This is a genomic window from Pseudomonas sp. P5_A12, from assembly GCF_056400685.1.
The window spans coordinates 1-11,738 of record NZ_JBFUKU010000178.1 but is presented as its reverse complement, the minus strand read 5'-3'; the positions used below and the strand labels follow the sequence as shown (position 1 = coordinate 11,738).

Here is an 11,738-nt window from a genome sequence, read left to right as displayed (position 1 = left end):
GCGCTCCAAGGTGGCATAGGCGATGCCCACCGACAGCGGGTTGGTCGCGGCGGCAGGTGCGCCATTGAGGCCTTTTTTCAGGCGTTCGTAGCACTCCACGCCCTTCTCGACCACGTATTCGGTTTCGCACTCGTTCCAGATCAGCTTGACGCCGTTGACTCCGCCATTGGCATTGACGTACTTGAGGTAGTCGATAAAACCACCAAAAAAACCAGTACCACCGGCGGCATAAGGACCGACCCGATAGCTCTGCAGCGGGAAGTACTGTTCGTTGTCCGCCTGCGCGGTAAAGGCGGCGCTCAGGCTGATCGCCAGCGCTAGGCCGTTGAGTAGAGATCGTTTCAACATCGGTATTTTCCTTATCAATGATTCAATCGCACGTTTGCCGCTGGAGGATCGAAGCGCAGGCCATGCCTGCGCCGTTTGCTCAGTAGCGCAGCGGCCACAACCGGGCGCGCTCGCGGAATTTTTGCCAGAGGCGCGCCAGGCCCTCCGGCTCCTTGATCAGGAACACAATGATCAGGGCGCCAAATGCCATTTTCTGCAGGTTTTCTATCTGCCCGGCATCGATTAGCCCGGCTGGCATCAAGGCCACCAGGTTCGACAGCAGCACCGGAAACATCACGATGAACGCCGCGCCCAGGAAGTTGCCGAGGATGCTACCCAGGCCGCCGATAATGATGATGAAGAGGATCTGGAAAGACCGATTCAGGTCAAAACCGTGGGGCTCCACGGTGCCCAGGTAGGTGAAGGCCCAAAGCGCCCCGGCCACCCCGAGAAAGAACCCGCTGATGGCAAACGCCAGCAGCTTGGTCTTGAGCAACGCAATGCCCATCACCGCAGCGGCGGTGTCCATGTCACGTACCGCCATCCAGTTACGCCCCAGTTCGCTGCGCACCAGGTTCTTGCCCAGCCAGAACAATGCCACCACCACGCCCAGCGTCAGCAGGTAACGGCCCACCGGCGAGTTCAGATCCACACCGAGAATCTCCAGGCGCGGTGCGCTGATCACCCCCGAAGCGCTGTTGTTGGAAAACCAACTGAAGCGGGTCAGCGCCCAGGTCACAAAGAACTGCGCGGCGAGGGTCGACACCAGCAGATAGAAGCCCTTGATCCGCAGGCTGGGCAGGCCGAACAGCACCGCCACCAGCGCTGCCACTCCCCCGCCCAAGGCCATGCTCAGCAACAACGGCGAGCCCGGCACCCGCAGTTCAACGTTGTAAGTGGCAAAGGCGCCCACCGCCATGAAGGCCGCCGAGCCCAACGACAACTGCCCGGCATAGCCGGTCAGCAGGTTCAGCCCCAGCCCGGCCAGTGACAGCACCAGAAACGGAATCAGAATGGCGCTCAACCAATAGTCGTTACCCAGATACGGCACACCGACAAAGGCCAACAGCAGCAAGACAACCAAGCCGTAACGGTCCTGACGCAGGCGAAACACCCGGCGGTCCTGGGCATAGCGAGTACTGAACTGACCGGCTTCCTGATAAAACATCACGTTTCTCCTTAAACCCGCTCGATCGCGCGTTCACCAAATAGCCCGGCCGGCCGCACCAGCAAGAACAGCAGCGCCAGCACATAGGGAAACCAGTTCTCGATACCGCCGCCGATGACGGGGCCCAGGTACACCTCGGCCAGCTTCTCCGAGGCGCCGATGATCAAGCCGCCGACAATCGCCCCACTGATCGAGGTAAAGCCGCCGATGATCAGCACCGGCAAAGCCTTGAGCACCACCAGCGACAGCGAAAACTGCACCCCCAGCCGCGCGCCCCAGAGCAGTCCGGCCACCAGACCGACAAACCCGGCCACCGCCCACACCAACACCCAGACCCGTTGCAGGCGGATGCCCACGGCCAACGCTGCCAGCGGGTCATCGGCCACGGCACGCAACGACAAACCGATACGGGTCTTGTTAAAGAGCAGCGACAGCGCCAACACCAACAACGCGGCGGTCACGGCAGCAAAAATGTCGAACTGCGACAGCAGCATGCCGCCCAGTTCCAGTGGCTCGTCACTGATGCCCAGCTCCAGGCCATGCACCTGGGCGCCCCACAGCGCCTGGGCGAACCCTTCGATCACGTAGGACAAGCCGAGGGTGGCCATGAACAAGGTGATCGGTGAACGGTTGACCAGCGGGCGCAACACCACCCGCTCCACCGCCACCGCCAGCAGCACCATCGCCGCCAGGCTGATGGCAAACGCCAGCCAGAACGGCACCCCGCGCTCCAGCAGGCTGACAAAGGTCAGCGCCGAAAACAGCACCATCGCGCCCTGGGCGAAGTTGAAGACGCCGGACGCCTTGTAGATCAGGACAAAACCGATGGCCACCAAGGCATACATCACCCCGGCCAACAGCCCACCGATCAACACCTCGAAGAAAAATTCCATGGGCCTTCCTGTTTTGCGGGCAAAGAGTCCCCTGCCACCAGATATCTGGCGGCTCTGTAGACTCAGGGGTTAGTGGCGCGTGCCGAGGTAGGCGGCAATCACCTCGGGGTTTTGCCGCACCTCATCGGGCGGGCCGTCGCCGATCTTGCGGCCGTAGTCGAGCACCACCACGTGATCGCAAATGCCCATGACCACGCCAATGTCGTGCTCGATCAACACCACCGTGGTACCCAGCTCACGGTTGATGTCGACGATGAACCGGCTCATCTGCTGCTTCTCTTCGGCGTTCATCCCGGCCATCGGTTCGTCCAGCAACAGCAAACGCGGTTCGGCGGCCAGGGCACGGGCCAGTTCCACCCGTTTCTGCAAGCCATAGGGCAGCTTGCCGACAAGGGTGTCGCGCCAGGGCTGGATATGCAGGAAGTCGATGATCCGTTCGGCGGCCTCACGCTGGCGGTCGTCTTCGCCCCCGGCGCGGCCGATGCGCAGGGCTTGCTCGATCCAGCTGCTGCGACGCCTGAGGGTGCGTCCGGTGAGCACGTTGTCGAGCACACTCATACCTTTGAACAAGGCAATGTTCTGAAAGGTGCGGGCAATGCCGCGCACCGCCGCATCATGCGGGCGCATGCGTCGGTGTTCTGCCCCGGCAAAGTGGATGCGTCCTTGCTGGGCCTGGTACACGCCGTTGATCACATTCAGCAGTGAGCTTTTGCCCGCGCCATTGGGGCCGATCAAGGCGCAAATCTCCCCGGCGGCTACGGCAAAGCTGATATCGGTCACCGCCTTGACGCCCTTGAACGACAAGCCAATGTTTTCCAGCACCAGCAGATGTTCAACCTTTGTCGCCTGTGTTTGTGCCATGCGTCATGTCCTTGTCAGGCCGGTTGCGTACTGTCTTCGATCCAGCCGTTGACCAGCGGGGCTGGCCAGGACTCGGGGCGTTGCCACTGCGCCGGGTCCGGCCAGGTGCGTACCTCAATAGCCAACGCCTGGAAAAACGCCAGGGTTGGCGGTGTCAGTCCCTCGCCCACCAGCAACGGTGCACGGGTGCGAGAAAAGCCAAGGACGTCGCGCAACGGCCGGCGGATCAGCCAGTAACCCAAGTGCCGTTGCAGCGCACCGGGGTGCGCCACCAGCGCCCAATCCACCATTCGCCGGCGCCAGCTGCCTGGCTCCGGCAAGCGGGCCAGGACCTGGGCATGCAAGCGCTCGTAGGTTTCCCGGGTACCGGCCACCAGCGTCGGGCCCAGCTCACGACGGTCCTGGTCGCGAGTCGCCAGGTTCTCCGGAAAATTCAGGCGAAAGCCGGCAATCAACCAAGGCGCCAGCAAATAACGCGCTTGACCACCCGCGGCAAACGCTCGCGCTGCCAGGGCTTCGTCCTGCCGCCCCAGCTGCTCGCTGTGCACCAGGCGCCGGCCTTCCTGTAGCAACTCGGCGTGGCTGATGCGCTGCTGCTCGATCCCCTGCCCCGCGTCCAAACGGTAGAAGGCAAAGGCTGTGCGCTCGGCGCGGGCCTGGGGTTCCAGCCGCTGATCGCTGTCCTGCTGCAGCAGTTGTTCGTACGCCAGGGTGTCACCGGCCTGACTCACCTCAGTCAGGCCGCGGCCGTCGGCGTAAATCAGCAGTCTGGGCGCCAGTCCGGCGGCGCGCAGGCGCTGAATCTCCTCATGGCCTTCGGCGAACACCCATTCACTGTGCAGCTCACGCAGCAGCGGTACCTGCGCGGCCGCAGACTCCAGAGGATCCAACAGCACGGCCACGCCGCCCAACCACTGCGCCGCCAGGGCCGCAATCAACGCCTCCGGCCGCGGGCGGCTGACAATCACCAAGCTCGCGCCAGGCACAAAACCACGCTTCTGCAAGGCGGTTGCCAGCTGTTCAACCTCAGCGGCCAGTTGGCCCCAAGTACGCACCTGCCACACCCCCAGGCGCTTATGGCGCAAGGCGATGCCCATCCGTTGTTGAAGTGCCTGCTGTTGCAGCCACTGCGGCAAGGTGCCGGGTTGCGGGTTATCGGTGAATGTCGCCATGACCTTTCCCGTCCTTTAGGCGAGTGCCGCAGCCTTGGCCTCGACCGCCTCGCGCTCCAGCTCACGCACCAGCGGCAACACCTTGCGGCCGAAGTACTCCACTTCTTCGTGGAAGTGCAAGAAGCCACTGAGCACCAGGTCCACGCCCACCGCCTTGAGGGCAACGATGCGTTCGGCAATCTGCTGCGGCGTACCGATCAGGTTGGTCTTGAAGCCATCGTTGTACTGCACCAGGTCTTCGAAGGTGGACTTGGCCCAGTTGCCTTCACCTTCCGGGCTGGAGGCGCCGGCGTTTTTCGCCTCGCTGCCGAAACCGTTGACGGCCTCCGGATCGGCCTTGGCGATAATCTCCTGCAATACCGCACGGGCTTCAGCCTCGGTTTCGCGGGCAATGACAAAGGCGTTCACCCCGATTTTCACCGAGTGGCCATTGATCGCAGCCTTGGCCCGAATGTCGTCGACCTGGGCCTTGATGCCTTCGACGCTGTTGCCGTTGGTGAAGTACCAATCGGACACCCGCGAAGCCATGTCCCGCGCCGCGCGCGAGCTGCCACCCTGGAAGATTTCCGGATGCGGTTGCTGCAGTGGCTTGGGTTTGAGGGTGTAGTCATGGAAGCGGTAGAAATCTCCATGAAAACTGAAATTGTCCTGGGTCCAGATGCCCTTGAGTGCCTGGATGAATTCTTCCGAGCGACGATAGCGCTCATCGTGATCCAGCCACGGCTCGCCTATGGCCCGGAACTCGCCCTTGAACCAGCCCGACACAATATTCACCGCGACCCGACCGTTGGTGAACTGGTCAATGGTAGCCAGCTGTTTGGCCGCCAACACCGGACTCCAAGGGCCAGGCAGGATGGCCGCGATCACCTTGAGCTTCTCGGTAGCGGCCAGCAAGGCATGACTGATGGTCACCGATTCGTGCTGGTTTTCGGCGCCATAACCGGCGGTGAAGCGGATCTGTGACAAGGCGTATTCGAAGCCGGCCTTTTCGGCGATTTGCGCCAGCTTGCGGTTGTAATCGATGTCCCAGCTGGTGCGCTGTTCGATCTTGCTGACCACAAGACCGCCGCTGACGTTGGGTACCCAATAGGCAAACTTGATGTTGTCCTGGCTCATTGCATGTACTCCATGATTCGTTGAAGTGAGGGTTGACCAGGGACGTCAGGCGGCGCTGGCGTCCGGTTGAACAGTCGGATTGAGGCTCAGGACCGCCGACTCGACAGCGCGCTCGATGCGTTCGAGCAACTGCGCACTGGTGATCTGGTAATCGGCTTCGGTGGCGCACGAAGGACTAGAGCAGCAACCGTGCCACTTCAATAAAATTATATAAATCAGATAGTTATTAACTTTTTTCGAACTTGCGTAGTGTCAGCTACCGGACAGGCTGTTGATCAATTGTTGCGTACACAACAGTTGCCTCCAGGCCCACCCGACGTAGCGCGCCTCGGCCGCTGTTGCCAGGCGGTCAGTGCTCGAACATGTTGCCCGGCAGGCGACAGGCGAGAGCTTCGTCAACACCCCCGCGCGCCCGGTAAAACGGCTTCTGCAACGTCAGGCACGACCTGTGCACTGGTAGCAGTACGCAACAGATCGCCTGCTCTGTTGCTTCTCTTGCCTTCCATTAAGGAGCTGCACCATGACCGTCCAGCAACAGCACCTGCCAACCCCCCTCTCCAGTGGTACCGACTACCAGGCCCTGGCCGAGCGCTTCCGACCGATCTTTGCACGCATCGCCGCTGGCGCACTGGAGCGTGAGCAAAGCCGCAGCCTGCCCTTTGAACAAGTGAAGTGGCTGAAGGAAGCCGGATTTGGCGCCGTGCGCGTACCGGTGCAGTACGGTGGCGCCGGCGCTTCCCTGCCCCAGTTGTTCGAGTTGCTGGTCGAACTGGCTGCCGCCGACTCCAACCTGCCGCAGGCGTTGCGCGGTCACTTTGCCTTTGTCGAAGACCGCCTCAATGCGCAGGCCGACGCACCGCAGGACACCTGGTTCAAGCGTTTTGTCGAGGGTGACCTGGTGGGCAACGCCTGGACCGAAGTCGGCAGTGTGAAGATCGGCCAGGTCGGCACCCGCGTCTCGCGCCAGGGTGAACGCTGGGTGGCCAACGGCACCAAGTACTACAGCACCGGCAGCATCTTCGCCGACTGGATCGACCTCTATGCCCAGCGCGATGACACCGGCGCCGACGTGATTGCCGCCGTTCGTGTGCAACAACCGGGCGTCACGCAGAGCGACGATTGGGATGGCTTTGGCCAGCGCACCACTGGCAGCGGCACCTCGGTGTTCGAGAACGCGGTGGTGGAGCCCGAGAACCTGCTGGACTTCGCCACCCGCTTCAAATACCAGACGGCCTTCTATCAACTGGTGCTGTTGGCGGTTCAGACCGGTGCCGGCCGTGCCGCGGTGCATGACATCACGGAAGAAGTGCGCAAGCGCACGCGCATTTTCAGCACCGGCAATGCCAGCCACGTCAGCCAGGATGTCCAGGTGCAGCAAGTGGTGGGCAAGGCGTCGGCGCAGGTCTACGCCGCACACGCCACCACCCTGCGCGCGGCAAATGCCTTGCAGGTGGCATACGAAAGCCGCTTCGCGAATGATGAAGTCGCCGAACGCGAGGCCAACATCGCCGCCGAACTGGAGTCGGCCCAGGCCCAAGTAGTGATCGCCGACCTGGTGCTGCGCGCCACCAGTGACCTGTTCAACGCCCTCAGCGCCTCGGCCACCAGCACCGGCAAGGCCTTCGATCGGCACTGGCGCAACGCGCGCACCGCAGCCTCACACAACCCGCTGATCTACAAGGAACGCATCATCGGCGACTGGGAAATCAACGGCACCGAACCGCCCTACGTCTGGCAGATCGGTGGAGGATCGAAGTAAGCGGACATCATGCGGGTGCCGATGCGGGATAGAGTTCGTCGAGCACCTGCATCAACGCCCGCTTGCGAGGGTTTTCCAAACCGGTCCAGGCCACGCCGATGCCCGCTCCGCTCATGGCCAGCGTCAATGGTCGGGTCACGACTCCGATTGGCAGCGCCGATGCGGCACCGCTTGGCAAGATGCCGACGCCCAGGCCGGCGGCCACCAACGCCAACTGAGTAGTGAACTCGCCCATCTCCCGGGCAATCGTCAGGGTGATCTTGCGTCGGTGAAAACCCGCCAGCATCTGGTCATACAAGCCGGGAGCGAACTTGCGCGCCAGCACCAGCACCGGACACCCGGCCAGATCCTGTGGCTGTATTCGACGCTGGGTGCATAGCGGATGGTCTTGCGGCAGCGCTACCACCAACGATTCCTCGAAGAGCATGCGCGTGTGCACGCCAGGCAGATTCAAGGGCAGGCGTACCAAGCCAAAATCCAGGGCATTGTCCAGTAAGGCCCGGGCCTGCGGCAGCGAAGGCATGTCCTTGAGCTCCAGTTCGATGCGCGGGTAGCGTTCTTCCAGCGTCCGCACGAGCACCGGCAACAAGTGCGACAACGTTGAAGACACAAAGGCCAGACGCAACACCCCAACCTCTCCGGCCGCGGCCTGCTGCAACACCTCACGGGCGCGCCCGGCCTGGCGCAGCGTCGCCAGCGCCTCGGGCAGAAACAACGCCCCCTCCTCGGTCAACTCGACCCGGTGCCGGTCACGCTCGAACAACTGCGCCCCGACATCTTCTTCCAGGGCACGTATTTGCGCACTCAAGGCCGGCTGGACTATGTGCAGGCGCGCTGCCGCACGACCAAAGTGCAGCTCTTCGGCCAAGGCCGCAAAAGCCCGTAGATGCTTGAGTTCCACAGGTACTCCCGATTCGGTGCAGCGTTCTCTGGTGATCACGATCGGTGATCACGGCATCACCATAAACGATTGGCACGCCAGTGCGATAGCGGTTGAAAGTGGCGCCATTGCCCATTCATAAATACAAGATAGGGAGACACCCATGATCGACAGCTTTCGCCTCAACGGGCGTCGAGCGCTGATCACCGGTTCAGTGCGTGGCATTGGCCTGGGCTTGGCCCGAGGGCTGGCACAAGCTGGCGCTCAGGTGGTGCTCAATGGCCGCGATGCCGAACGCGCCCAAGCCGTCTGCGCGCTGTTGCGCGATGAAGGCCTGGACGCCGAATACTCGGTCTTTGACGTGAGCGACCACCAGGCCGCCGCAACAGCCGTCGATGCTCTGGAAAACCGCCTGGGCCCAATAGACATTCTGATCAACAACGCCGGGTTGCAGCATCGTCAGGCGCTTCAGGACGTCAGTGCCGAAGACTGGCATCGGCTGATGAGTACCAACCTCGATGGTGTGTTCAATGTGTCCAAGGCTGTGGCCCGACACATGATCGCTCGCCGGCGCGGCAAGATTATCAACATCGGCTCGGTGCAAAGCGAGCTGGCCCGCCGCTCTATCGCGCCCTACGCCGCCAGCAAAGGAGCCGTGCGCATGCTCACCCGTGGCATGTGTGCCGACTGGGCCGGCCATGGCCTACAGATCAACGCCCTGGCCCCCGGCTATTTCCAGACCGAACTGAACCAGGCGCTGGTCGACGACCCGGCTTTCTCCGACTGGCTGGTGCAACGCACCCCCGCCGGGCGCTGGGGCCATGTCGAGGAACTGTGCGGAGCGGCCGTTTTCCTCGCCTCGCCAGCGTCCGACTTTGTTAACGGCCAGACCCTTTTCGTCGATGGCGGCTTGACCAGCGTCGTCTAACTCTCGCGCCAAGGACTCCAACATGCCTCAATCCCTGCCAACCCTCTGCGGCTCAATCTTGGGTTCGCCGTTTTCGCTCTCGGCAAAGATCCACAACGCTGCCTACGCGGCCCTGGGCCTGGACTATACATTTGTCTGTTTTGGCGTCGAAGATCCGGTGGCCGCCGTGGCGGCCATTCGCGCCCTGGGCGTGCGCGGCATGAACGTCTCCATGCCCTACAAAACTGCTGTGATGCCTCATCTGGACAGGATCGACGAATCGGCCCTGGTGATTGGCGCGGTCAACACCATCAACAACGTCGACGGCGTACTGACTGGCTACAACACTGACTACCTCGGCGCGATACGCGCCCTGCAGGAAGTCACCGAACTGCGCGACAAGCGTATCGCCGTGATCGGTGCCGGCGGCGCTGCTCGTGCGGTGGTCTACGGGTGCCTGCAAGCGGCGGCCAGGGTGACGGTGTTCAACCGCAGCGTCGAACGCGGTGCCGCACTGGCCAAGGATCTGGGTGCCCAGTGGGGCGGCAGCGTCGAGGCGTTCATCGCCAAGTCCTTCGACATCGTCATCAACGCGACCTCCGTGGGCTTCAAGCAGCCGGACAGAAACCCGTTGGACGGCCGCCTGGCCAGCCACCTGATTGTGATGGATGTGGCGTTCATGCCGGTGCAGACCGCTCTGCTGCTGCAAGCCAAAGCGCTGAGTTGCAGCACCGTGGCCGGCACCCGGATGTTGGTGCACCAGGCATGTCGGCAAATTGAGTTGTACACCGGGAAAGTTGCGCCCATCGACATCATGGAGCAGGCCATGCTCCAGGAAATACGGCGGTTGAAATTGTAAGCAACCCAACTACCTGTCCAAAACAAGATGCCGTAAAGGCACCTGGAGGCACCACGATGACTCACGATCATTCTCCATCCGACATCGACATGATCCCCGACGCGAGCGAGCACAAGAAAGACTTGCACCGTGCAGCCTGGGCCTGCTCCCTGGGCAGCGCCCTGGAGTACTACGACTTCGCTCTTTACACCCTGGCCTCGGCGCTGATCTTCGGGCCACTGTTCTTTCCTGAACAGACCCGCGCCATGAGCCTGATTGCCAGTTTCGGCACCTACTTCCTGGGCTTTGCGATACGGCCGCTGGGCGGCGTACTGTTCGGCATGATCGGTGACCGCGTCGGGCGTAAATTCGTGCTGGCGTCGACGGTGCTGCTGATGGGCATTTCCAGCACCCTGATTGGTGCCCTGCCCACCTTCCATCAGGTCGGGTACCTGGCACCGGTTCTGCTGGTGATCCTGCGACTGCTTCAGGGGCTGGGCGCCGGTGCCGAACAGGCCGGCGCTGCGGTGATGATGACTGAGTACGCTCCCGAGGGCCGCCGTGGTTTCTATGCCGCCCTGCCGTTCCTCGGCATCCAGTTGGGCACCATTCTCGCGGCGCTGGTGTATTTCCTGGTGGTCAGCGGCAATGACAATGTCATCGAGAGCGGGCTGTGGCGTTTGCCGTTCTTCAGCAGCGTAGTGATCGTTGCGCTGGGCTTGTACATGCGTCTGTCACTCAAGGAATCGCCGACCTTCATCCGCCTCAAGGCGCTCAAGCGCGTCTGTGTTAACCCGCTGAAAAGTGCGATGAAACACTCCAAACCCACCTTGCTGATCGGCATCGGCCTGCGCCTGGGGGAAAACGGTGGTTCATCGATTTACCAGGCCCTGGCGGTGAGCTACATCGTTGGCGTGGTGGGTCTGCAAGGGCCGGTGGGCGTGCTGACCCTTATCTGCGCGGCCAGCCTCGGCGCAATGACCGTGCCGATTGCCGGCAAACTCAGCGACCGCTTTGGGCGTGTCGTGGTTTACCGGGCCTTCGCGCTGCTGCAACTGGCACTGGCCTTCCCGGTGTGGTGGGTACTCAGCCTGGGCAACGTGGTAGCGAGCATCATTGCCATCTCCATCGCGCTGGGCATCGGGACCTGGGGCATGTTCGGCACCCAGGCTGCGCTGATGCCTGAGTTGTTCGGCTCGCGTCACCGCTACATGGGTGTATCGATCGCCCGGGAAGCGTCGGCAGTGATCGCGGGTGGCATTGCACCGATGATCGGTGCCGGCATCATCGCCCTGGTCGTAGCGAGCCACGACGGCGACGCCAGCGCGGGTATCGGCGCCTGGCTGCCGATTGCCTGCTACTTGAGCCTGCTTACATTGATCACCCTGTACACCACATTCAAGACCCCGGAAACCCTCAATCGCGACCTGGACGAACCCCGTGATGCCTGGGAAATAGCCAGTGCCGGAACAGCAATACCTGTGCAGTCCAGAGCCAGCACACGCACGGCCTGACGTCGCAACCTCTACGCCCTTTTGCACCGAATAAAAAAAGGAAGCTGGGTATTCTCCCAACTTCCTTTTTGTTTAGTAAAAATTGCCTGTCACGTGTTTGGAGGCGTGCCTTCAGCGTTTGCTACAACCGCTTCAATTTGAATTAAAGCATCCTTCGGCAACGCTGATACACCCACTGTCCTTCGCGCAGGAATGCCACCAGGGAAGAATGTCGCGTACACCTCATCTACAGCACCAATATCCTCGATATTTTTAAGAAAAATATTGACCTTAACCACATCAGCCAAAACGTGATCGATACTC

At 61.9% G+C, this 11,738-nt stretch carries 13 protein-coding genes; 4 read left to right on the top strand and 9 right to left on the bottom strand.

The genetic code is table 11. The annotated features are described in order from the left end of the window. From AC1DSG_RS20960 to AC1DSG_RS20930, 7 genes are all read right to left on the bottom strand, one after another. A partial coding sequence (locus tag AC1DSG_RS20960; RefSeq protein ID WP_477792596.1) for an ABC transporter substrate-binding protein occupies nucleotides 1–348 on the bottom strand: 348 nt, incomplete at its 3' end. Between the two features lie 79 nt (nucleotides 349–427). Further along, nucleotides 428–1,495, bottom strand: a complete 1,068-nt coding sequence (locus AC1DSG_RS20955) for a branched-chain amino acid ABC transporter permease (protein ID WP_477792595.1) — start codon at nucleotides 1,493–1,495, stop codon at nucleotides 428–430. An 11-nt stretch (nucleotides 1,496–1,506) separates the two neighbouring features. Then, nucleotides 1,507–2,388: a branched-chain amino acid ABC transporter permease gene (locus tag AC1DSG_RS20950; RefSeq protein WP_477792594.1), complete on the bottom strand. Its 882-nt coding sequence runs from the start codon at nucleotides 2,386–2,388 to the stop codon at nucleotides 1,507–1,509. A 69-nt stretch (nucleotides 2,389–2,457) separates the two neighbouring features. Continuing rightward, complete coding sequence (locus tag AC1DSG_RS20945) at nucleotides 2,458–3,249, bottom strand: ABC transporter ATP-binding protein (RefSeq protein ID WP_477792593.1); 792 nt, start codon at nucleotides 3,247–3,249, stop codon at nucleotides 2,458–2,460. A gap of 14 nt (nucleotides 3,250–3,263) precedes the next feature. Further along, nucleotides 3,264–4,421 carry an AMP-binding protein gene (locus AC1DSG_RS20940; RefSeq protein ID WP_477792592.1) on the bottom strand — a complete coding sequence of 386 codons (1,158 nt, stop codon included), beginning with the start codon at nucleotides 4,419–4,421 and terminating at the stop codon, nucleotides 3,264–3,266. A 15-nt stretch (nucleotides 4,422–4,436) separates the two neighbouring features. Continuing rightward, on the bottom strand, nucleotides 4,437–5,537 hold the full coding sequence (sfnG, locus tag AC1DSG_RS20935) for a dimethylsulfone monooxygenase SfnG (protein ID WP_477792591.1): 1,101 nt from the start codon (nucleotides 5,535–5,537) through the stop codon (nucleotides 4,437–4,439). A 45-nt stretch (nucleotides 5,538–5,582) separates the two neighbouring features. Continuing rightward, entirely contained in the window at nucleotides 5,583–5,738 is a 156-nt protein-coding gene (locus tag AC1DSG_RS20930) for a hypothetical protein (RefSeq protein WP_477792590.1), read from the bottom strand. A 319-nt stretch (nucleotides 5,739–6,057) separates the two neighbouring features. On the opposite strand from AC1DSG_RS20930, the gene AC1DSG_RS20925 reads away from it, so the two are divergent. Continuing rightward, the gene (locus AC1DSG_RS20925) at nucleotides 6,058–7,296 is read left to right on the top strand and encodes an acyl-CoA dehydrogenase family protein (protein WP_477792589.1); all 1,239 of its coding nucleotides are present in this window, start codon (nucleotides 6,058–6,060) and stop codon (nucleotides 7,294–7,296) included. A 7-nt stretch (nucleotides 7,297–7,303) separates the two neighbouring features. Here the strand turns inward: AC1DSG_RS20925 and AC1DSG_RS20920 are convergent, their stop codons facing one another. Further along, a complete protein-coding gene (locus tag AC1DSG_RS20920) occupies nucleotides 7,304–8,197 on the bottom strand; it encodes a LysR substrate-binding domain-containing protein (protein WP_477792588.1) in 894 nt (297 codons plus the stop codon). Between the two features lie 142 nt (nucleotides 8,198–8,339). On the opposite strand from AC1DSG_RS20920, the gene AC1DSG_RS20915 reads away from it, so the two are divergent. The 3 genes from AC1DSG_RS20915 to AC1DSG_RS20905 are packed head-to-tail and all read left to right on the top strand — an operon-like array spanning nucleotide 8,340 to nucleotide 11,435. After that, nucleotides 8,340–9,104 carry an SDR family oxidoreductase gene (locus AC1DSG_RS20915; RefSeq protein ID WP_477792587.1) on the top strand — a complete coding sequence of 255 codons (765 nt, stop codon included), beginning with the start codon at nucleotides 8,340–8,342 and terminating at the stop codon, nucleotides 9,102–9,104. A gap of 22 nt (nucleotides 9,105–9,126) precedes the next feature. After that, on the top strand, nucleotides 9,127–9,942 hold the full coding sequence (gene aroE / locus AC1DSG_RS20910; RefSeq protein WP_477792586.1) for a shikimate dehydrogenase: 816 nt from the start codon (nucleotides 9,127–9,129) through the stop codon (nucleotides 9,940–9,942). A 56-nt stretch (nucleotides 9,943–9,998) separates the two neighbouring features. Next, complete coding sequence (locus AC1DSG_RS20905) at nucleotides 9,999–11,435, top strand: MFS transporter (RefSeq protein ID WP_477792585.1); 1,437 nt, start codon at nucleotides 9,999–10,001, stop codon at nucleotides 11,433–11,435. An 89-nt stretch (nucleotides 11,436–11,524) separates the two neighbouring features. On the opposite strand, the gene AC1DSG_RS20900 is transcribed toward AC1DSG_RS20905, so the two are convergent. Continuing rightward, nucleotides 11,525–11,738: RidA family protein (locus AC1DSG_RS20900; RefSeq protein WP_477792584.1), on the bottom strand; the 214-nt coding region annotated here is incomplete at its 5' end.

What these genes read in the sequence shown, in the direction of transcription:
- AC1DSG_RS20915 (WP_477792587.1), top strand. Translation starts at nt 8,340, where the DNA reads ATGATCGACAGCTTTCGCCTCAACGGGCGTCGAGCGCTGATCACCGGT.
- AC1DSG_RS20955 (WP_477792595.1), bottom strand. Translation starts at nt 1,495, where the DNA reads ATGTTTTATCAGGAAGCCGGTCAGTTCAGTACTCGCTATGCCCAGGAC.
- aroE (WP_477792586.1), top strand. Translation starts at nt 9,127, where the DNA reads ATGCCTCAATCCCTGCCAACCCTCTGCGGCTCAATCTTGGGTTCGCCG.
- AC1DSG_RS20950 (WP_477792594.1), bottom strand. Translation starts at nt 2,388, where the DNA reads ATGGAATTTTTCTTCGAGGTGTTGATCGGTGGGCTGTTGGCCGGGGTG.
- AC1DSG_RS20925 (WP_477792589.1), top strand. Translation starts at nt 6,058, where the DNA reads ATGACCGTCCAGCAACAGCACCTGCCAACCCCCCTCTCCAGTGGTACC.
- AC1DSG_RS20940 (WP_477792592.1), bottom strand. Translation starts at nt 4,421, where the DNA reads ATGGCGACATTCACCGATAACCCGCAACCCGGCACCTTGCCGCAGTGG.
- AC1DSG_RS20905 (WP_477792585.1), top strand. Translation starts at nt 9,999, where the DNA reads ATGACTCACGATCATTCTCCATCCGACATCGACATGATCCCCGACGCG.
- sfnG (WP_477792591.1), bottom strand. Translation starts at nt 5,537, where the DNA reads ATGAGCCAGGACAACATCAAGTTTGCCTATTGGGTACCCAACGTCAGC.
- AC1DSG_RS20945 (WP_477792593.1), bottom strand. Translation starts at nt 3,249, where the DNA reads ATGGCACAAACACAGGCGACAAAGGTTGAACATCTGCTGGTGCTGGAA.